Source organism: Pontibacter amylolyticus, from assembly GCF_014638845.1.
Lineage (GTDB): Bacteria > Bacteroidota > Bacteroidia > Cytophagales > Hymenobacteraceae > Pontibacter > Pontibacter amylolyticus.
This window is the reverse complement of record NZ_BMFP01000003.1, coordinates 545054-564829: the sequence shown is the minus strand read 5'-3', so window position 1 is coordinate 564829 and position 19776 is coordinate 545054. Positions and strand designations below refer to the sequence as shown.

Sequence of the window (19776 nt, the reverse complement as noted above, 5' to 3'; positions counted from 1 at the left end):
GGCCTGCCTAAACAAACCGGGACCTTGTTAAATCTGTCAACTTATTTCAGGACGATTCAACCTGAAGGCTATTCCTTACGGAATCCATTTAATATCCTTAAAGTCTGGCTTGCGCTTCTCAAGGAAGGCGTTGCGTCCTTCTTTGGCTTCTTCGGTCATGTAGGCGAGGCGGGTGGCTTCGCCGGCGAACACCTGCTGGCCCACCATGCCGTCGTCGGTCAGGTTAAAGGCGAACTTGAGCATTTTGATCGAAGTAGGGGACTTGGCAAAAATCTCCTGCGCCCACTCGTAAGCCGTGTCTTCCAGTTCGGCGTGCGGGATCACGGCGTTCACCATGCCCATGTCGTAGGCATCCTGCGCCGAGTAGTTGCGGCCCAGGAAGAAGATCTCGCGGGCACGTTTCTGACCCACCATTTTGGCCAGGTAAGCCGAGCCGTAGCCGCCATCGAAGCTGGTCACGTCGGCATCCGTTTGCTTGAAGATCGCATGTTCTTTGCTGGCCAATGTGAGGTCGCATACTACGTGCAGCGAGTGTCCGCCGCCCACGGCCCAGCCCGGCACTACGGCGATCACCACTTTCGGCATAAAGCGGATCAGGCGCTGCACTTCCAGGATGTTCAGGCGCGGCATGCCGGCCTCATCCACATAGCCCTGGTGTCCACGGGCGTTCTGATCGCCGCCGCTGCAGAAAGAGTATACCCCGTCTTTCGTAGAAGGCCCCTCAGCCGATAACAGCACGACCCCAATCGAGGTGTCTTCGCGCGCATCCAGGAAAGCCTCGAACAGTTCGCCCACTGTTTTCGGGCGGAAGGCGTTGCGCACGTTCGGCCGGTTGAAGGCGATGCGGGCCACGCCATTGGATTTCTTGTAGGTAATGTCTTCGTATTCTTTAACTGTTACCCAGTTTGCTTTGCTCATTATCGTCGGTTTTTGATGTAAAATTATCGCATTTTCAGCTTTGCAGCAAACATCGTCGGCAGGCTCTTAGCAATGCGTGCTTGTCAGCGGGTCTTGTTTGGTGAACTTTACGAGGTGTGGAAATTCCAGGGTATACTGGTCACCTACAGCTTCGTGCCGGTAGGCCGCTCCGAAGATGGCCAGTAACTCGTTGTATTTCAGCTGTGCGCTCTCCCTGCTGGCATGCAGCTCTACTACAAGCTGGCGTATGTCCTTCATACGTCCTGACTGGCTGATCTCTCCCAAAACGTTAAACTCAGCGCCTTCTATATCCACCTTTACAAAATCAACTGTTTTATGCTCAGGCAACAAGCCGGATAGCCTGTAAGCCTTCATTCGCTGCTTTTTGCCTTTGGCAATGGAAGGATGAAGTGAGCCGTTCAGACCGGCTGTGGCGGCAGGTATATAAAAGTCAACTTCGTCTTCCGTATCCGATAGCAGGTAGTTAAACAAGTGCACGCCTTTTAACTTATTGGCCTCTACGTTATGTTGCAAGAGGGCAAAGGCATCCGGATTCGCTTCATAAGCCCATACTTCGCTTTCAGGGTATAGCTGCTTAAAATAAAGCACCGACATGCCAATGTTAGCACCGCAATCAACAATGAAAGGCTTTTTGGCAGTTGTTTCGAACCGGTATACCTGCTTGATGAAAATATCGGTGTAAAGCTCTGTTAAGGTTACGTAGCTATACCCTGCTATTGTAAAGCCTTCCAGTTTTAATGGAATTAGTCCGCCTGTCTTCTTGCTGAGCTTGGCCTGTGTATGGATGTGGAGCAGGGTATAAAAGGTACGCAATCGCCCTGCCAGCTGTGTGTGCTGTCGGCTGAAGGCAAGTTTCCATAACCTGAAAATTGTCAGCATACGGGTGGCTGTTATAACGTGACTGGCAGAGCGTATACCTGACACAAAGGCTCTTGCACTGCTAAGATAAGGCTTCTTTCATTAATATACAGCCCTGTTGTACGGCAACCAGCCATTTTGTCGGCTGCCATACCTTTGGCTTTTTGTTTGCAGAAACTGTAGCTTTAGCACAAGCTAGCTACGGCAAGCAGCAAGGCAGAATCATTTGTAGGAAATGCAGGTGAGTCAGGAGTTTTACCGAGGTATGGGCTATGGGCTGTACATCCTAGGTCTTTTGTCCTTTGTCTAAAATTCTTTTGTCCTGAAACAGCCGTATACCTTCACATAAACCAACACACAGCAATGGCAAAAATAAGATCGACTACAGTAGTAGGCATATACCACAACGGAGAAGTATGCGTGGGCGCCGACGGACAGGCCACCATGGACAAGCACATTGCCAAGAGCAATGTCAAAAAGATCCGTAAGCTGCTCGACGGCAAGATCGTGACGGGCTTTGCCGGCTCCACCGCCGATGCCTTCACCCTGCTGGAGCGCTTCGAGGAGAAGCTTAACACTTACCAGAGTAACATGAAACGCGCCGCCATCGAGCTGGCCAAGGACTGGCGAAAAGACCAGTACCTGCGCAAGTTAGAGGCTATGATGGTCGTGGCTAATAAAGAGGAACTGCTCATCATTTCCGGCACCGGTGACGTGCTGGAACCCGACAACCAGATCGCCGCCATCGGCTCGGGCAGCATGTTTGCCCATGCGGCGGCCCTGGCCCTGAAGAAGCACGCACCGCACCTTACCGCAGAAGAAATGGTACGCGAGAGTCTGACCATTGCCGCCGACATCTGCATCTACACCAACCACAACCTGGTGCTGGAAAAACCGGCCAAATAACCTCAGGTATAGCGCACATGGTGCAGACCATCGAACAGGCCATCCGGCAATTATACCCCATTTCTGATACTTCTTTTGGACAGCTCACAGCGCTTATGCAGCGGCAGGAATTGCCCAAAGGAAGTATCCTTTTCCGGGAGGGGGAAGTGAGCCACAAGGTGTTTTTCATTGAGCGTGGCATCGCGCGCGCCTTCTGCTACCGCAACGACCAGGAGGTGACCTTCTGGTTTGGTGCCGAAAACGAGATGCTGCTTTCCTACTACAGCTACGTGGCCAACAAGCCCGGCTACGAAACCGTGGAGCTACTCGAAAACGCGGTGGTACACGCCATAGACCTGGCCCGTCTGCAGGACCTATACCTGAACAATATTGAACTGGCAAACTGGGGCCGCAAGCTCGCCGAGTACGAACTCATCAAGACAGAGGAGCGGTTCATGGTTTTTCAGTTCCAGTCGGCCACCGAACGTTACAAAGCCCTGCTGGAGCAGAGTCCCGGTCTCATACAGCGTGTGCCCCTCAACCAGATCGCCTCTTACCTAGGCGTTACACAGGTTACCCTGAGCCGCATCCGGGCGCAGGTCCGGTGATTTTTTAACATTTGTTAAATTTCTTCTGCCCCACAGTCCCGACCTTTGTAAAAAAGGAAAAATGGGCTGGATATACTTAATCATTGCGGGCATGTTTGAGATCGGGTTTACCACCTGTCTCAAGTTATCGAACAACTTTAGTGTGCTGAAGTGGTCAGTCGGCTTCTTCCTGTGCATCTCCCTGAGCTTCTTCCTGCTCAACAAAGCCATTCAGACCATCCCGATGGGCACCGCATACGCCGTCTGGACAGGTATAGGCGCAGTAGGCACGGTGATCGTCGGCATGATCCTCTACAAGGAGCCGGCCGACTTCTGGCGCCTCTTCTTCATCTTCCTGCTCATCGGTTCCATTATCGGGCTAAAGCTGGTGTCGAAGTAGGAAGGGGAGGGATGTCAATTTAAAGCTTATCTTTGCCGGAAATCATCTTTTCTTAACTCATACAGAGTTGCAGGAGTATAAACACGAATTAGTAAAAGCATAAACACAAGGAAATGGAAGTATCTAATTTTTTAAAGAAGCACTACAAGCACTTCAACGCTGCTTCGCTCATCGACGCTGCAGAAGGATATAAGACGCACCTCAACAACGGGGGCAAAATGATGATCACGCTGGCAGGCGCTATGTCTACTGCTGAGCTGGGTATCATCCTGGCCGAGATGATCCGCCAGGACAAGGTGCACGCGATCTCTTGTACCGGTGCTAACCTCGAAGAGGATATCTTCAACCTGGTGGCGCACGATTTCTATGAGCGCGTGCCGCATTACCGCGAGCTGTCAGCTGCCGACGAGGAAGAACTGCTGAGCCGCCACATGAACCGCGTGACCGACACCTGTATACCTGAGGAAGAGGCGATGCGCCGTATCGAGCACACGGTGCTGAAGTTCTGGGAGAAAGCCGACCAGGAAGGCAAATCCTACTTCCCGCACGAGTTCTTCTACCAGATCCTGCTGTCTGGCGAGCTGGAGCAGTACTACCAGATCGACCCGAAGAACAGCTGGATGCTGGAGGCTGCCAAGAAGAACCTGCCGATCATCTGCCCGGGCTGGGAAGACTCTACGCTGGGTAACATCTATGCCGGCCACGTGATCAGCGGCGACATCAAGAATGTGCACACCATGCGTACAGGTATACAGTACATGATGTTTCTGGCCGACTGGTATACCCAGAACGCGAAAGAGGAGTCTACAGTAGGTTTCTTCCAGATTGGCGGTGGTATTGCCGGCGACTTCCCAATCTGCGTGGTACCGATGCTGCACCAGGACCTGCAGCGCACAGGTGTTCCGCTGTGGGGCTATTTCGCACAAATCTCTGACTCTACTACCAGCTATGGTTCGTACTCAGGTGCTGTGCCAAACGAGAAGATCACCTGGGGCAAACTGGGTAAAGACACGCCGAAGTACATGATCGAGTCTGACGCCACCATCGTAGCGCCGCTTATCTTTGCGATTGTGCTGGATATGTAGGTTTTGAAACAAAGGACTATTTGACAAAAGACAATAGACTATTGATATTTATAAGGAAGAAGCCCGCTGTTGATGCAGCGGGCTTTTTGTTTGGCATCGGTTCTGAACGATAGAAGTCCCTTAGTGACAGACCTTGAAAGTTAAGCCGGGTGTTGGTCCGGGAACAGGTATAAAATACTAGAACTGAATCTTAAACCAAGCTTACCTAGTATATTAATTCCATTATATTTTCATAACAGGTCATACATGAAAACAACCTTTACACTTATTTTACTGCTCACCTGTGCGCTCGCCTTTGGGCAGAAGAGGTTTGTGGCGGGCCAGTACGTGACGCACCAGGGAGACACCGTGCAGGCGCACATCAACGACCAGAACTGGAAAAGGAGTCCCACCTTTATTGAAGTGAAGCAGGACCTGGCCAGCTTCAACACACAAAGACTCGGGGTGGGAGATATCAAAGGCTTCCTGCTTGCTTCAGGTGACAGGTACGAGGTGCACGCCGTGGATAAAGAAAAGAACGTGACAAAGCTAGGCAGCACTTACCTCTACGATAGTCAATCCAGCATGGTGCGGGACACTGTGTTTCTGCGTGCCCTGGTCAAAGGAAGGGTGAGTTTGTACACATTGAATGAACCGGATGCCCAGGAGCGCATCTACATTCAGAAAGAAGGCGAAGCTCCCGTTGAACTGGTGTACAGGTCCATTATGAAGCGGACAGGCGGCAAATCAGGTATTGTGAAACTGCCGGTTTACAGGGGAACGCTGACCGCCAGAATGACGGACTGCCAGGATTTGGCCGACAAGATAAGCAAGGTAGCTTTTAAGCCGTCTGCTTTGAAAAGTCTGGTGCAGGAATACAACATGTGCGCCGGCGGCAACGAGGGTGATTATGTGGCCGCTGAAGAGAAGATAAAGTTCAATGTTTATGCTATAGGAGGCGTTTCGTATACCTCCCTGAACATCCATGGCCATCCGAACAGGGCGCTGAGCGAACCGGAGTTCACAGGTATGGGCTATACCTTCGGCACCTCCTTTATGGCCACTTTGCCCAGAAGCCATGGCAAATATGCCCTGATAGGGGAACTGCTCTACAAAGCGTATTGGACGGAGGGAACCTTCAAACATGTGAACCCGCATACGGAGCAGGTATACACAGAATATACCACCACCTTTGAGATGTCCCAAATGGCTATCAACCTACTAGGCCGCTACCGGCTCCTGGACAAGGGCATAAAGCCATACCTTAGCCTGGGCATTGGCAACAGTTTCATCTTAAATGATAAAAGCAGGCAGCTGACCTATACCCCATCCAGTTCAACGGTTAACAACAAAGAAGGTAATCCAATGGCAAGTAGCATGCGGAAGCATGAGCAGGCACTGCTGCTGGGTATAGGAGGAGAATGGAGGAACGTGCAGGCGGAGGTGAGGCTTGAAAACGGAAATGGTTTCTCGGCTGCGAAGGGAGTGAAAACTGCCAATAATTCAGTAACCGTCCGGCTGGGCTATAAATTAAAGTAAAATCCGCTATTCTCAGAAAGCGCTGCCGGTTCTAAACAGGCAACGCTTTCTGATAATGGTCGTTGCTGGCAAATTTTACTTCACCAGTTTCTCCGCCCTGAACACATGGTCCGCGGCCTGCAGAATCTTGCCCTTTAGCTTGGGGTTGTAATCCGGGTGCTCGGCCAGGAACGTGCGGATGGTGGTGGCGGCCGTTGGCGTCTGGTAATAGCCGAAGGTGGACTGCAGCCAGTTGGTAGGGAAGAAGATGTCGCCGGTGAGTTGTATTTCCTCTACCAGCTCCAGGCTCTCGCGCAGGTACTTCTCCGAGGAAGCGGTACGCAGTGGGTGGTGCAAATAGGAGAGGGCGGTGCCTACCCAGGCTTCCTTGTCGCGGTTGCTGCGGTCCTTGAGCGAGGCAAAAAAGGCGTCCCGCACCTGTTCGTCGCCCGACAGGGCCGGCATCAGGAATTGCAGACGCTTCTGACGGTCCGGGTTCTTGATACGCGCTAGTTGCTGCCGCAATATGCCTTCCGAATCGGCATAGTCGCGCACGGCCAGTGAAAGAGCCAGGGAGGTATAGTCATCTTCGGTGAGCGTGACGCCCGTTGGTGCTTTCTGATCTCGCCATACCTGGTGTAGCCTGTCCTGCGCCTCTTTGGTCATGGCAATGTTCTGGTAGGTTTTGAAGAAGAGCTTTTTGTTGTTGCCGGACGTTTGTTTTTCCATCGCCTCCCACAGATTTTTTTCAAATGCAGGTGCTAGTGTAGCTCTTTGCTCCGGGCTGGTAAATTTCCAGAATGTGTCACTCAGGTAGCCTGTCAATAGCTTTAGGTTCAGCTCTTCCTGTTCGTTAGGTGATTGCAGAAGAGCAATGTATAGTATCATGTCAGGTGTAATATCTACCCCGTTAAGCATGTTTTCATACAGGTTGATGTAGCTCGAGGCGCGCATCACAGGGTTCTGCAGTTTGGGTAGGTAGCTTATGCCGCGGGCATCAATGGGGAAGGTCCCGTAGCCCTGTCCGGAGGAGTCGAACAAAACATAAAGCGGCCATTCCTTCCCAACCACCTCCTGAAATTCGATGGAGGGCCGGTCCATGTTCACAGTATATTCTTCTACACGGTCATCGTAAACCAGCGCAACTTCGAAAAGCTGAGGCCACAAGCGATCTGACCCGTCCTCACCCTTTTGTGAAATAGAAAAAACGCTGATTTTCCCATCTTCTACATCCAGCGTACTGTTGAAAACCGGGCGTCCCGGCTCGTTCACCCATACCTGGTTCCAGGCCTGCAGGTCCGCAGGCGTGCGGGCGTCGAGTATTTCGATCAGCTGTGGCCAGGTGGCGTTGCTGTTGGCGTAGGTTTTCAGGTATACCTGCAGCCCTTCCCGAAAGGCTTCTTCGCCCATCAGCCGCTCCAACTGCCGCATCATGATGGGGGACTTGTGGTAGATGATGTGCCCGTAAAGCGAGCCGGCATCCTGCAGGTTGGCCAGATCCTGCCGGATCGGGTTGGCGCCTGCTGTGCGGTCCACGCTGTAGGCCGCCGGGAAGTGGTCGATCAGAAACTTGAGGTCATAATTGCTGTCCTTTACTGTCGTCTTGGAAATCTTGTCGGCCATGAAATTGGCGAACACCTCTTTCATCCACACGTCGTTGAACCAGCGCATCGTCACGAGGTCGCCAAACCACATGTGCGCTGTTTCGTGCGCGATCAGGTTGGAGCGTGCCACTAATTGGTCCTTGGTTGCGCCCTCGTCCAGGAACAGGGTAGAGGCCTTGTAGTCAATTGCGCCTACATGCTCCATGCCGCCGTACTGGAAATCAGGTATAGCCACAAAGTCAAACTTCCGGAAAGGGTAGGGGATTTTGGTATAATCCTCCATAAAAGCAAGCGCATCGCGGTGTATGCTGAAGATCGGGTCAACACTTAGCCTGAGTTTGTCCGGATCAGTTTCGCGATGGTAGAAGTGCATGGTCCGTCTCCGGTCGCTGTTGCTCACCTTGCTGAATTCTCCGGCCACAAACGAGAAGAGGTATGTCGGGATGGTGTCGGAAGGCTGGTAGGTATAGGTCTTGGTCGCGCCCGTTACAACTGAGTCCTGCAGCGGAGCGTTAGCCAGCGCTTTCCAGTTCTGCGGCAACGTGAGTGTAAGTTTAAAGACCGCTTTCAGGTCCGGCTGATCGAAACAGGGAAACACGGTGCGGGCTCGGTCCGGCACCAGCAAGGTATAGAGGTAGTCCTCGTTGCGGTTGAGCGAGAGGTTGCCGGCCGTGAAGTCGAGCTGCACCTGATTCGGGCCATTTTGCAGGTAGCGTTGCTCGATGACGATGTGCTCGTTTTGAAACACGGTCGGTATCTGCTTTCCATTCACCCGTACGGCGTGCAGTTGGTCGGGCTGCTCCTTAAAATCGATCTGCAGGGCCTGCGCCTTGCTAAGCAGGTTAAAAGAGATGATTTCCGAAGCAGGTATAGGCGCGTCCTTGCCAGCGGTGATCTGCAGTTTGATTTCATACTGCACGTTGCGCAGCATCTGGTTGCGGTGCTCCGCCAGTTCGCGAGAAACGCCGGTCTCTACCGGCAAGGTATAGGCGCTGGTTGCAGGGCCTTTGCTGCAGCCACTCAGTATTGCCAGAGACAAAGCCAGGGAGGCGGCTTTAAAGGTATAGCTGTGTTTGGACATAGTTTGTGTTGAGGGTGTTTGTAAATATAAGGGATTTTGAGAAGCGGGGATGCCTATACCTGGCGTTGTAGTAATAGCTTGTTGCAGGTATGGCAACCTGCCTTGCTGTGTAGCTTGCCCTAGCCGGGCGGGCCCTACTTTTTGTCTTGACACAAAAAGTAGGCAAAAAAGTCAAGACGATTTTGAACTCGCTGAACGCTCAAACAAAAAATCGTCGTTTGTGCACTTGTCTTAGCTATATACTTCGTAGTTTCAGTGCTAGTTACTCTTGCTATACCTGCCAGGGGTGCGTGGCAGGAGCGACAACGCTTATACCTGACACTGGCAATGGCACGAGTCCCCCTTTGAAGGGGGTAGGGGGATGACAATCGTGCACGGATAGCTGAGACTACAGTGCATATACCCTGAATATGGCAATTACACATTCCCCGCCTTAGACAAGGAGGGGCAGGGGTGGTTGGACCCGGTATTGCAAAACAGGAACTACAGTGCCTATACCTGTGAATTGGTAGCAGCAGAAAGTCCCCCTCTGTTTTTAGGAGGGGTTAGGGGAGGTGATTCCCCGCTTGGGGGTAGGGGCATGACAATCGTGCACCAGAATCCTGCTTCAGACAAACCTTACCACCCCATAAAAAGCAAAAGCCACGAAACTCGCGGCTCTTGCTCCAAACAAACAATCAATAACAAACATCTAAATGCTTAAGCTGGCGTCATGTTTTTCTCCCGATCCCAGTGGCGGTGCTTCTTAATGGCCTCAACAAACATATTGGCAAATTCACCTGCGTCGGCGTTGGCTCCGGCCGTTATCACACCGGAGTGGGAAACTACCTTGCCAGATTCCTTGTCAGCGAAATTCACGCCCACCACAAAAGCCTTCTCCAACAGGTTGATGCCAAAACCGGAGGTCGCGATTGGCTTGCAGTGCTTAAAGGCCTCGGCTACAAAGTGCAGGGCGTCACCCAGTCCCATCATTTTGCGCACGCTCTTCTCTCCGTCCGGAATGTAAACGGCATCATACATAATGGAAGCGGTGGTTACATGGCTCTTGTCCACCTCCATCTCCTGACCGGTGCTGGAGAGGCGCTTGCCCTGGAACTTGGATACAACCTCTACTGTAACGCCAGCCGCTTCCAGTGCTTCCTTTACCTGCATCACCTCGTTGTAATCATAACCATCCTCGAGCAGAATCGCGACTCTTCTGGACTTGGCTACTTCCTTCTTGTTTCTGTCAATACTTACAGCCGGAGAGTCTTTTACAGACTGGCCGTTCGCCATCTTTTTAGAGGCATCATCTGCTACAAAGTTTCCGGTTGGGATGGAGTCATCGCCTATTGGCACCTCAACTCCAATGCCTGCGGCTACCAGGGCGGCAAACTGCGGGTCTACTCTGTGGAAGTTGGCCAGCTGCCTGGCACGTACGGCTTTGGTGTTTACCTTGCCAAGCTCAAAGCGGGCAGCGTCGACCAGATGGGTTTTCTCATCTTCTGTGAGTGAGTTCCAGAACAGGGTAGCCTGCGAATAGTGATCGTCGAAGCTCTTGCTACGGGCCCTGATTTTGTGGCCTTCTACTTTCTCGGCGTGGTGCACGTAGCCTCCCATATTTTCGGGCGCCATCATCGGGCAGCCATTGGCCAGGGAGTTAGGCCAGTAGTTTACCTTGCCTTTGTTGATGGTCTGCCGCATAAAGCCGTCCTGCTGGAAGTTATGCACCGGGCAAACCGGTCGGTTAATCGGAATCTCAGAGAAGTTGGTGCTGTTGAAGCGGTTCAGTTGGGTGTCCAGGTATGAGAACAGGCGCGCCTGCAAAAGCGGGTCGTTGGTCACATCGATGCCGGGCACCAGGTTGCCGGGGTGGAAGGCCACCTGCTCAGTTTCAGCAAAGAAATTGTCCGGGTTTCGGTTCAGCACCATCTTGCCGATGGGCTTCAGCGGCACCAGCTCTTCCGGTATGATCTTGGTCGCATCGAGCAGGTCGAAGTCAAACTTGAATTCATCTGCCTCGTCCACCATCTGCACGCAGAGCTCAAACTCCGGATAATTGCCCTGCTCAATAGCGTCCCAGAGGTCGCGGCGCAGCCAGTCCGGATCTTTGCCGGCTAATTTCTGCGCCTCGTCCCACACAAGCGAGTGCGTGCCCAACACCGGACGCCAATGGAACTTGACGAAGCGGGCCTTGCCAGCCTCGTTTACAAAGCGGAAGGTATGCACGCCAAAGCCTTCCATCATTCTAAAGCTTCGGGGGATGGCCCTGTCCGACAGCAACCACATGATCATGTGCGTGGACTCCGGCATCAGGGAAATGAAGTCCCAGAAGCTGTCCTGGGCGGCGGAGGCCTGAGGTATTTCATTGTCAGGGTCTGGCTTCACGGCATGTACCAGATCCGGGAATTTGATGCCGTCCTGGATAAAGAACACCGGGATGTTATTGCCCACCAGGTCGTAGTTTCCTTCCTGGGTGTAGAACTTGGTGGCAAAACCCCTGGCATCGCGCACCGTGTCAGCCGATCCGCGAGAACCCGCCACCGTGGAGAAACGCACAAAAACAGGCGTTTTAACACTCCGGTCGCTCAGAAACTTGGCTTTGGTGTAGGCCGCCATCGACTCATAAGGCTGAAAATACCCATGGGCTCCGGCACCGCGGGCATGCACCGCGCGCTCCGGCATACGCTCGTGGTCAAAGTGGGTCATCTTCTCGCGGAAGTGAAAATCCTCCATTAGTGTCGGTCCGCGCTGGCCGGCTTTTAAGGAGTCATCTGTATGGTTCACCCGTACTCCCTGATCAGTCGTCATATACTGGCCTTTGCCATCCTCCCGAAACTGTTCGAGCTGTTTGTTCTTGATGTTTTCGTCGACGTGGGTAGGCTTGGCCTTGTGCTTGTCTTTCTCTTCCATGGTTTTGTTTGTTTTTGGATGTAGGTGAGGTATAGCTTTTAATATTCGTGTGCGGAATTCACTCCAACCATACGGGTTAGTATTTTAAGTGGTTAAGAAAAAGTGAAACTAAACAAGATTAAAATGGAATTAAAATAAGACTTTAAGAATAGACAAGACCGCTATACCTGTGCTTTGTTTATATAAAACACAGGTATAGCGCCAGCTATATTAGAAGTATTCTAAGGAAATGGGCAAATGATTAACGCCCGGATATCATAGGCTGAGTTCCTTACGGCCGAAGCTGTACTCGTCTTCCTTCAGGTAATAATCGCCGCATTTCTGCAGGATGGTCAGGTTATCGATCGTGATCTCCCAGTTGAAGTTGTAATTGAAAAGAAAGGTGAGCACAGGTCCTAGCACTTCGGGTGAGGTGTCACCAAGTGCCAGCGAAATATGAGGGAGCCACATGTTGGGATTGTAGTAGATGCCCATTTCGCTGCTCATCTCTGATATATCGCGGTGCAGACGGTCGTGCAACTGATTGAGCGGGGCGGTGCGGAGCACGGGGATGTAGATGACCGGCTTCTCACCCGGGAACACACCCAGGCCGGTGGTACGGATCGTAAAGGGCTCCGTCTCGCGGCTGGTTTCCTGCAGGTATTGCTGCAGCTCTTCCATATCCGGGATCTCGGCCGTTAGCAGGGTCAGATGTGGGTAGGGCGTCATCTTCACCTCATTGAGTCCGAATTGGGAGTCGAGTAACTCAGTCAGTTCGGTGACACGTGCAGAATGGGAAGGGTCGAGCAGGGATGTAACTGCGATCATAAAAGGTTATTTTTTATTGCTGTTCTCAACGTCTCGCGCACACATTTATCAAAAGCATAAAGCTATAGAACGGGGCACATGTGATAATGTTTGCCTGTGCAGGGCTTTTTGCGGTGGGCAACGTCTCATTTTACGTATGGGGCGACTTTTGGTCTGTGGCCCTTTAAGATGGGGATGTTTCCCAAAATAAGTACCTTTGCAGTTCAGCTTTCCGAATCTATGATTTCTATCAATAACCTTAGCTTTCATTTTGGCAGCCGCCCCATGTACGAGGATGCCAACCTGCACATCAAACCCAAAGACAAGATTGCCCTGATCGGCCTCAACGGTACCGGCAAGTCGACGCTGCTGCGCATCATCGTGGGTGAATATAAGCCCGACGGCGGCAGTATTCAAATGAGCCGGGACACCACCATCGGTTTCCTGAACCAGGACCTGCTCAGCTACGAAACGCACGAGAGCATTCTGTCGGTGGCCATGCAGGCCTTTGATGAGGCCATCTCCTTGCAAAAAGAGATAGACCAGGTGCTGGTAGAGTTTGAGCATAATTTCCATGACAAGCTGGTGGACAAGCTAGCGGCTTTGCAGGAACGGTTCGAGGCGCTTGGCGGCTATACCATGCAGGCCGAGGCCGAGTCGATCCTGGAGGGCCTGGGCTTTACGACCGAGGAACTGAAACAACCGCTGGCCTCTTTCTCAGGTGGCTGGCGCATGCGCGTGATGCTGGCCAAGATCCTGTTGCAGAAACCCTCGCTGCTGCTTCTCGACGAACCGACCAACCACCTGGACCTGCCCTCGATTAAGTGGCTCGAATCCTACCTGGACCGCTTTGAAGGTGCCGTCGTGATCGTGTCGCACGACAGGGAGTTCCTGGACAAAACCACCAACATCACGGTGGAAGTGTCGGGCGCGAAGCTGAACCTATACCCTGGCAATTACAGCTTCTATGTAGAAGAGAAAGCCCTGCGCAACGAGATACAGAAAGGCGCTTACGAAAACCAGCAGGCCCAGATCAGGCAGACGGAGCGCTTCATTGAGCGCTTTAAGGCCAAGGCGACCAAAGCCAAGCAGGCCCAGAGCCGCATGAAGCAGCTTGAGCGCATGGAGCGCATCGAGGAGGTGGCAGGAGAGGCTGCGAAAGTGAATTTCAGCTTCCGCTTCAATGTGCAGCCGGGCCGTCACATCTTCCGGCTGGAGCACATGAGCAAAAGCTTCGGCAGCAAACTCATATTTAGGGATACGAACGTGCACATCGAACGGGGCGACAAAATTGCGCTCATCGGTGCCAACGGCAAGGGTAAGTCCACACTGCTACGCATCATTGCCGGCACTGAGCCCATACAGGGCAAGCGCGAAATGGGGCATAACGTGATCATGTCCTTTTACGCGCAGCACCAGCTCGAAGCTCTGAACGTGGAAAATGAAATTCTGCAGGAACTGCAGCAGGCGGGCTCCGGCAAAACGGAGGTAGAGCTGCGCACGCTGCTGGGTTCCTTCCTCTTCACCGGCGACGATGTGTTCAAAAAGATCAAGGTGCTGTCGGGAGGGGAGAAGAGCCGCGTAGCGTTGGCCAAAACGCTGATCTCGGAGGCCAACTTCCTGATGCTCGATGAACCTACCAACCACCTGGACATGCAGTCGGTCAACATCCTGATCCAGGCGCTGGAGCAGTACGAGGGCACCTTCATCATCATCTCGCACGACCGCTATTTCGTGGAGAATGTGGCGACCAAGATCTGGTACATCGAAGACTACCAACTGAAGGAATACCCCGGCACGTACCACGAATTTGAGACGTTTCAGGAGAAGCGCGAGAAGGAAACTAAACGTGAAGCCGCAGCTGCGCCAGCTCCTAAGAAAGACGAACCGAAGCCGAAACGTGACAACAGCGAGTTCAACGCGCTGAACAACCAGCTAAAGCAGGTAAACCGGCAGATAAGTGAGTTGGAAAAGCAGGTGCAGCAACTGGAGAAGGAACTCGCCCAGTACGAAACGGAGCTGGCCGACCCGAAGGTATACGGGAACCCAAGTCTGCTGCAGGAAACCTCCCAGAAGTTTGAAGCGGTGCAGAAAGAACTGGATGCCGTCAACCAGAAGTGGGAGAACATGATGCTGGAGGCCGAGGAGTTGGAGGAGCAGCTTAGAAGTTAGAAAGTTAGAAAGTTAAAAAGTTAGATAGTTAAAAAGTTTGAAATACAACCTGAAATACCGAGGTAATCCGGTTAGGAACAGGTAATGGGATTTAAAATTGAAGCAGCAAGCCATGGGTTTGCTGCTTTTTTTGTGCTGTTCGCTGGGTATAAGGCTGATCTTTAATGTTAAAGCAACTTCAATGCCCTGTACTTCAATGCAAAAATATACGTATAGCAAAATTGCACTTTGATATAAATTGCAATTTTGCTATTTTGTTCCCGATACGCACCTTTTGTCTATGAAAACTTATCTACTGTTGTTACTGCTTGGTTTAAGCAGTGTGCTTAATTTTGCCTTTGCGCAGGCGGGCGGTGAAATTATTGTACAGAAAAAAGGCCTCGGATTTGCCTACTACCAGCATGGCAATCAAATCAGTAAAAAACAACTGTTGCACATTTTGGATCAACATCCGGAAGCGCGGCAGGAACTTCAGAAAGGCCAGCGCAATTCATTTCCAGCCACGGCGCTCACGTATGCAGGTGGTCTCCTCATAAGCTATCCGATGAGCAGGAAACTGACTGGCTACCAACCTAACTGGCTGGTCTCCGGGGCGGGGGCAAGCCTGCTGACTTTCAGCATCCCTTTTGCCGGCGCCAAAATGAAACGGGGACACCAAGCCATCTATGTGTACAACGAGGGGCTGCGCTATGCCAAACGTCCGGATAAAGATCTTCGTGTTGGCTATGCCTATAACCGGGCCTCGCTGGTCTTTACTTTCTGACAGGCGGTTCTCCTTTTTAAGCGATCAGGGTTTGTGTCTGGGTATCGCCAAATAGGCGAGGCGGAACCATGCATGGTGCTGTTCCTCTTTTTGCTGTGCGCTAATTCGGCAAAACGTATTGGATTGTTAGCTCCTAAGGCCGGGCGCTAGTGAGACAATATAAGCCAGGTATAGCTTAAGCCCGGCTGGGATTTGTGCAAGTAATGCGCCTGCATTAACATCCTGTCCGGTGCGCCGTATCAAGAACAGCGCAAACAAGCACCTTACTATGAACCAATCAGACGTCATACACCAGATAGGACAGCAGAGTCCCAAAGTCTTATTCCAATATAGCCTCACACAAAATAAGTTCGTCTATTTGTCGCCAGCCTTTTGTGAGATATGGGAAATGGGGGAATCACGGCTTCAGGAAAACCCGCAACTGCTGTTTGACTCCGTAGTAGAAGATGACCGCCCAGCCGTGATACGCTGCTGGCAAAGGGTATTGAAGGGTGACCATGTGGACGAGGTGGCGTGCATTGAACATAATGGCCTTAAACGCTACATCCGCTACGTGGCCTACCCGATTTTTGATAGTGCGCGACAGGTGGTATCCGTGGCAGGTATGGCCGAGAACGTAACCCAGCAGCGGGATTTTATCAACTACCTGACTGAGTTCGGACAGCGGAAGAACAGCGCGCTCGAAATGGTTGTGCATGACCTGCGGGGGCCGCTGGCCATCGTCAAAAGTGTGTCGTCCTTGATCCGCCAGGATATTCAAGATGACAAAAAGCAGGAACTGGAGCACTATACCGACATCATAGAGAGGGCCTGCCTGCAGTGTACAGACCTTATCCAGGACCTGCTAAGCGAAGAGCACCTGCAATCGCCGGAGGTATACGTGAACAAAACCCGGCTGGATATGAGCCTGCAGATCCGGAATGTAGTGGAGTTTTACCAGAAAGGCCAGATGGTGCAGCAGCAATTTGTGCTGCAGCTACCGGAAGAGCCTTTGATGGTGGAACTGGATCCGATCAAATTCTCGCAGATACTGAATAACCTGATTTCCAATTCCATCAAGTTCACTCCTCCCTCCGGCACGATCACCATCCGGGCTTATCAGGAAAAGGGAGAGGCTGTGATGGTGCATACCGACAATGGCATCGGTATACCGGCGTACCTGCTACCCAAAGTCTTTGAGCGGCGGGGGGCCTCCAGACCGGGGCTGAACGGGGAGGAGTCGCGCGGACTCGGGCTTTCCATTGTGTATGAACTGGTGCGGCTGCAGGGTGGCACCATCAGTGTGGAGAGCCGGGATCAGGAAGGCACACGCTTTACGGTCAGGCTACCCATGTATGCCGCTTAGGTGCGACGGGTACACGCGCGCTTTATACTGGCGACACTCTCTTCGTCCAGGGGCTTATGCAGAAACCCGCACACAAGCGGATAGTTGCGTGCCTGCTCCTTGTCGCTGACAGCAATGGAAGAGGTCAGGATGAACACATCCAGTTTTCCTTTCAGTGTTGCTTCATAGGGACGCAGAATATCCAGAAAATCCCAGCCACTTTTAAAAGGCATGTTCAGGTCGAGCAGGATTACCTCCGGCAGGGGAGCGGGCACTGTGAAAGACAGGTCAGCCAACGCATCATCTGCCGAGGTATAGGTGCATATCTCTTTGGCAAACCCCGCTTCCTCCAGCACCATGGTGGTCAGGTAGACACTGATGTCATCATCGTCAATTATGTAAACCTTGCTGACCATAGGCTGCTTGCTTAAAATGTAAGGTGAAGGTTGTACCTGATTCGGGTTTGCTTTCTACTTCAATCTCTCCCCCAATGGCGTTCATTTGCATTTTCACCAGGTATAGCCCTATGCCTTTGCCATCAGGTCCTGCATGAAAGCGCTTGTAGAGCTGGAACAGCTGCGGCCGTACTGTCTCCAGGTCCATGCCACTGCCATTGTCCTTTATATGTAGTTGCAGACTGTCTTCTTTCCTTACGCTATTTAACTCAATAAGTAAGTCACGCTGTGCGGATTTATACTTGATCGCGTTCGAGATCAGATTGTGCAGGATGCTGTAAACGTAGGCGCGGTTGGCCCAAAGCAGGTCCTCCTGTTTCAGGTTCAGGACGATACGCCCGCTGATCGGGGTAAGCAGGTGCTGCAGGCTCAGTGCCACTTCGGCCGCCACTTCGACCAGGCTGACCATTTCGTGGGAAGCCTGCAGGTTAGTGGAACGCACGGCCAGTATTTTGTTCAGGTCACCGATCACATCGTCGAGCCGACGGGCGGATGTCTCCAGGTTTTGCAGGCCCTGCATAAAGCGGCCGCTGTTGCGGTCCAGCTTCTGCAACATGGTCGAAAGGCCGACCAGATTGGCCACAGGCGCGCGCAGGTTGTGCGACACAATGTAGTTGAACTGCTGCAGGTCCTCGTTCTGATGGTACAGGTGCTCAGTGGTTTTGAGCAATTGCTCCTGCTCCAGCTTGCGCTCCGTAATATCGGTGTGGATGTAGACGTGCTTTTCGATCTCCCCCCGCTCATTGGCAACAGGCGAAATAGTGACATCGGCCCAGACCATCTCGCCATTTTTATGGTAGCTGCGCATTTCTTTACGCATCGGCATGCCCAGTGCCAGCTGCTCCCTTACCCAGGTGAGTTCACGCGAATCCGTATCATTAGAGATCAGAATGTCACCCGGACGCTTGCCAACGACTTCTTCCAGCGCATAGCCAGTCACGTTGCAGAAAGCCTCGTTCACCCATTCTATCTCATGCTGGCTGTTGGTGATGATCACACCGTTGGTGGTTTTGCTGGCCACCAGCGAGAGCTTGCGGAGCTCTTCCTGCGCTTTTAACTGCTCCGTAATGTCTACAAACGATACCAGAATGCCATCCTCAAAGGGACTCAGTGTGAAGCGCAGCACAGCTTTCAGATCATCAAAACGCTGGTCAAACTGGACGGGCTTTCTGGTCTTGTCTACCTCCAGGCATTTCTGATAAAAAAGGGTGTCTACCAGGAAGGGGTATTCTTCCCAGATTTGGCGGTGCATCAGTTCGTTGAGGGGGCGGCCCAGGAAATTGGCGAAGACCGTATTGCCGAAGCTGTAGCGCCATGCTGTGTCCAGGGCAAAGAAGCCTTCTACCATCGCCTCCAGGATGTTGTGCAACTTCTGGGACTGGGCTTTCACCAGCAGGTTGGCTTCTTTTTCGTTGGTAATGTCTTTGGCAATGCACTGTACAGCGAGCACACGGCCTTCCAGCACCACGGGTACCAGCGTGACCGACAAGTGGCGCTTCTGACCATTGCGGTGCCTGATGCAGGACTCAAACGTGCAGGACTTGCCAGCCAAAGCCTGGTGGAAAGCCTCAAATGTTGCCGCGTGGTACTCTGACAGCACGAAATCAGCAAAATGGCTTTCAGGGAAATCCTCGCGGGTATAGCCGGTCAGGTCCACCACAGCATCGTTGCAGGCTTCGACCCGACCGCTTGTGCTCAGCGTGAATACGAGATCGGGATTGTTGAAGAAGAGTGCCTTATAATAAGCCCGGCTTTCTTTTTTCTGCTGCAGCGCCACCATCTTAGCGGTAATATCACGCGAATTGGTGACAATGCCCCGCACATGCGGATCGTCCAGCATGTTGGTGGATACGCAGCTCAGCCAGTGCCAGTCGCCGTTTTTTGCCCTGAAGCGGAAAGGTGCAAGCGTTATTTGCTTTGTTTGGCCGGTCGTGTGCTTCAAAAGCTCATCTCCGATTATGGGCACATCATCCGGGTGGATGAGTTCGAGTACATGGGTGCCCAGCAGCTCTTCAGGGGCATACCCCAACCCGGGGCCGACCGAGTCAGAAACATACTGGTAGTTGCCCTGCCAGTTAATCACAGTGATGAGCTCGGATCCGTGCCGTACAATTGAGGTATAGAAATCTGGCGTCAGGGCCAGCGCTTCAGGCTGCGTAAAATTTACCTTCATAGAGGTGTATTGGCTAAAAACTTCCTGAATGTAATTGTAATTAGACAATATGGGTTCAATTGTTAAACAATATTTATTAAATTGTTTTAATTGTTGAAAAATGGCTTTCTTATATCCTATATTCCGGTTCTTTTATCGAATTTTGTTTTAATACCCAAGTTAGTTTAAGTCGTGGATAGTAAATTCCTATTTGGATTATAGTAATGATTACTGTGTAATAAAAATTGCACAGTAATCAAATAACAAAAGCCGGACTGTCCACAGTCCGGCTTTTG

Annotated in this window: 15 protein-coding genes; 8 read left to right on the top strand and 7 right to left on the bottom strand. The window is 52.0% G+C overall.

All coding sequences use genetic code 11. The features are described 5' to 3' along the window. Nucleotides 1-75: 75 nt before the first annotated feature. On the bottom strand, nucleotides 76-918 hold the full coding sequence (locus tag IEV97_RS10535; RefSeq protein ID WP_188501474.1) for a 1,4-dihydroxy-2-naphthoyl-CoA synthase: 843 nt from the start codon (nucleotides 916-918) through the stop codon (nucleotides 76-78). Between the two features lie 66 nt (nucleotides 919-984). After that, nucleotides 985-1818, bottom strand: a complete 834-nt coding sequence (locus tag IEV97_RS10530; protein WP_188501473.1) for an FkbM family methyltransferase — start codon at nucleotides 1816-1818, stop codon at nucleotides 985-987. Between the two features lie 342 nt (nucleotides 1819-2160). On the opposite strand from IEV97_RS10530, the gene hslV reads away from it, so the two are divergent. The 5 genes from hslV (at nucleotide 2161) to IEV97_RS10505 (ending at nucleotide 6272) form a co-directional block, all read left to right on the top strand. Next, nucleotides 2161-2703 carry an ATP-dependent protease subunit HslV gene (gene hslV, locus IEV97_RS10525; protein WP_188501472.1) on the top strand — a complete coding sequence of 181 codons (543 nt, stop codon included), beginning with the start codon at nucleotides 2161-2163 and terminating at the stop codon, nucleotides 2701-2703. 17 nt (nucleotides 2704-2720) lie between these two features. Next, entirely contained in the window at nucleotides 2721-3290 is a 570-nt protein-coding gene (locus IEV97_RS10520) for a Crp/Fnr family transcriptional regulator (RefSeq protein WP_188501471.1), read from the top strand. 61 nt (nucleotides 3291-3351) lie between these two features. Next, nucleotides 3352-3669, top strand: a complete 318-nt coding sequence (locus tag IEV97_RS10515) for a DMT family transporter (protein WP_188501470.1) — start codon at nucleotides 3352-3354, stop codon at nucleotides 3667-3669. A gap of 113 nt (nucleotides 3670-3782) precedes the next feature. Beyond that, nucleotides 3783-4754 (top strand): deoxyhypusine synthase family protein, encoded by a 972-nt coding sequence (locus IEV97_RS10510; protein WP_188501469.1) that lies wholly within the window; start codon nucleotides 3783-3785, stop codon nucleotides 4752-4754. A 246-nt stretch (nucleotides 4755-5000) separates the two neighbouring features. Continuing rightward, nucleotides 5001-6272 (top strand): hypothetical protein, encoded by a 1272-nt coding sequence (locus IEV97_RS10505; RefSeq protein WP_188501468.1) that lies wholly within the window; start codon nucleotides 5001-5003, stop codon nucleotides 6270-6272. Between the two features lie 75 nt (nucleotides 6273-6347). Here the strand turns inward: IEV97_RS10505 and IEV97_RS10500 are convergent, their stop codons facing one another. From IEV97_RS10500 to IEV97_RS10490, 3 genes are all read right to left on the bottom strand, one after another. Continuing rightward, nucleotides 6348-8936, bottom strand: coding sequence for a M1 family metallopeptidase (locus IEV97_RS10500; protein WP_188501467.1), 2589 nt, complete (start codon nucleotides 8934-8936; stop codon nucleotides 6348-6350). Nucleotides 8937-9635: 699 nt separating this feature from the next. Further along, on the bottom strand, nucleotides 9636-11828 hold the full coding sequence (locus tag IEV97_RS10495) for a catalase (protein WP_188501466.1): 2193 nt from the start codon (nucleotides 11826-11828) through the stop codon (nucleotides 9636-9638). 255 nt (nucleotides 11829-12083) lie between these two features. After that, a complete protein-coding gene (locus IEV97_RS10490; RefSeq protein ID WP_188501465.1) occupies nucleotides 12084-12635 on the bottom strand; it encodes a 2'-5' RNA ligase family protein in 552 nt (183 codons plus the stop codon). A gap of 219 nt (nucleotides 12636-12854) precedes the next feature. On the opposite strand from IEV97_RS10490, the gene IEV97_RS10485 reads away from it, so the two are divergent. The 3 genes from IEV97_RS10485 (at nucleotide 12855) to IEV97_RS10475 (ending at nucleotide 16894) form a co-directional block, all read left to right on the top strand. After that, nucleotides 12855-14786, top strand: coding sequence for an ABC-F family ATP-binding cassette domain-containing protein (locus IEV97_RS10485; RefSeq protein ID WP_188501464.1), 1932 nt, complete (start codon nucleotides 12855-12857; stop codon nucleotides 14784-14786). 280 nt (nucleotides 14787-15066) lie between these two features. Then, a complete protein-coding gene (locus IEV97_RS10480; protein ID WP_188501463.1) occupies nucleotides 15067-15549 on the top strand; it encodes a hypothetical protein in 483 nt (160 codons plus the stop codon). Nucleotides 15550-15817: 268 nt separating this feature from the next. Next, complete coding sequence (locus tag IEV97_RS10475) at nucleotides 15818-16894, top strand: PAS domain-containing sensor histidine kinase (protein WP_188501462.1); 1077 nt, start codon at nucleotides 15818-15820, stop codon at nucleotides 16892-16894. On the opposite strand, the gene IEV97_RS10470 is transcribed toward IEV97_RS10475, so the two are convergent. After that, nucleotides 16891-17289, bottom strand: a complete 399-nt coding sequence (locus tag IEV97_RS10470) for a response regulator (RefSeq protein ID WP_188501461.1) — start codon at nucleotides 17287-17289, stop codon at nucleotides 16891-16893. The two genes, IEV97_RS10475 and IEV97_RS10470, sit on opposite strands and share 4 nt — an antisense overlap. After that, on the bottom strand, nucleotides 17264-19501 hold the full coding sequence (locus IEV97_RS10465; RefSeq protein ID WP_188501460.1) for a PAS domain-containing sensor histidine kinase: 2238 nt from the start codon (nucleotides 19499-19501) through the stop codon (nucleotides 17264-17266). The genes IEV97_RS10470 and IEV97_RS10465 overlap by 26 nt, the downstream gene beginning before the upstream one ends. Between the last annotated feature and the right edge of the window lie 275 nt (nucleotides 19502-19776).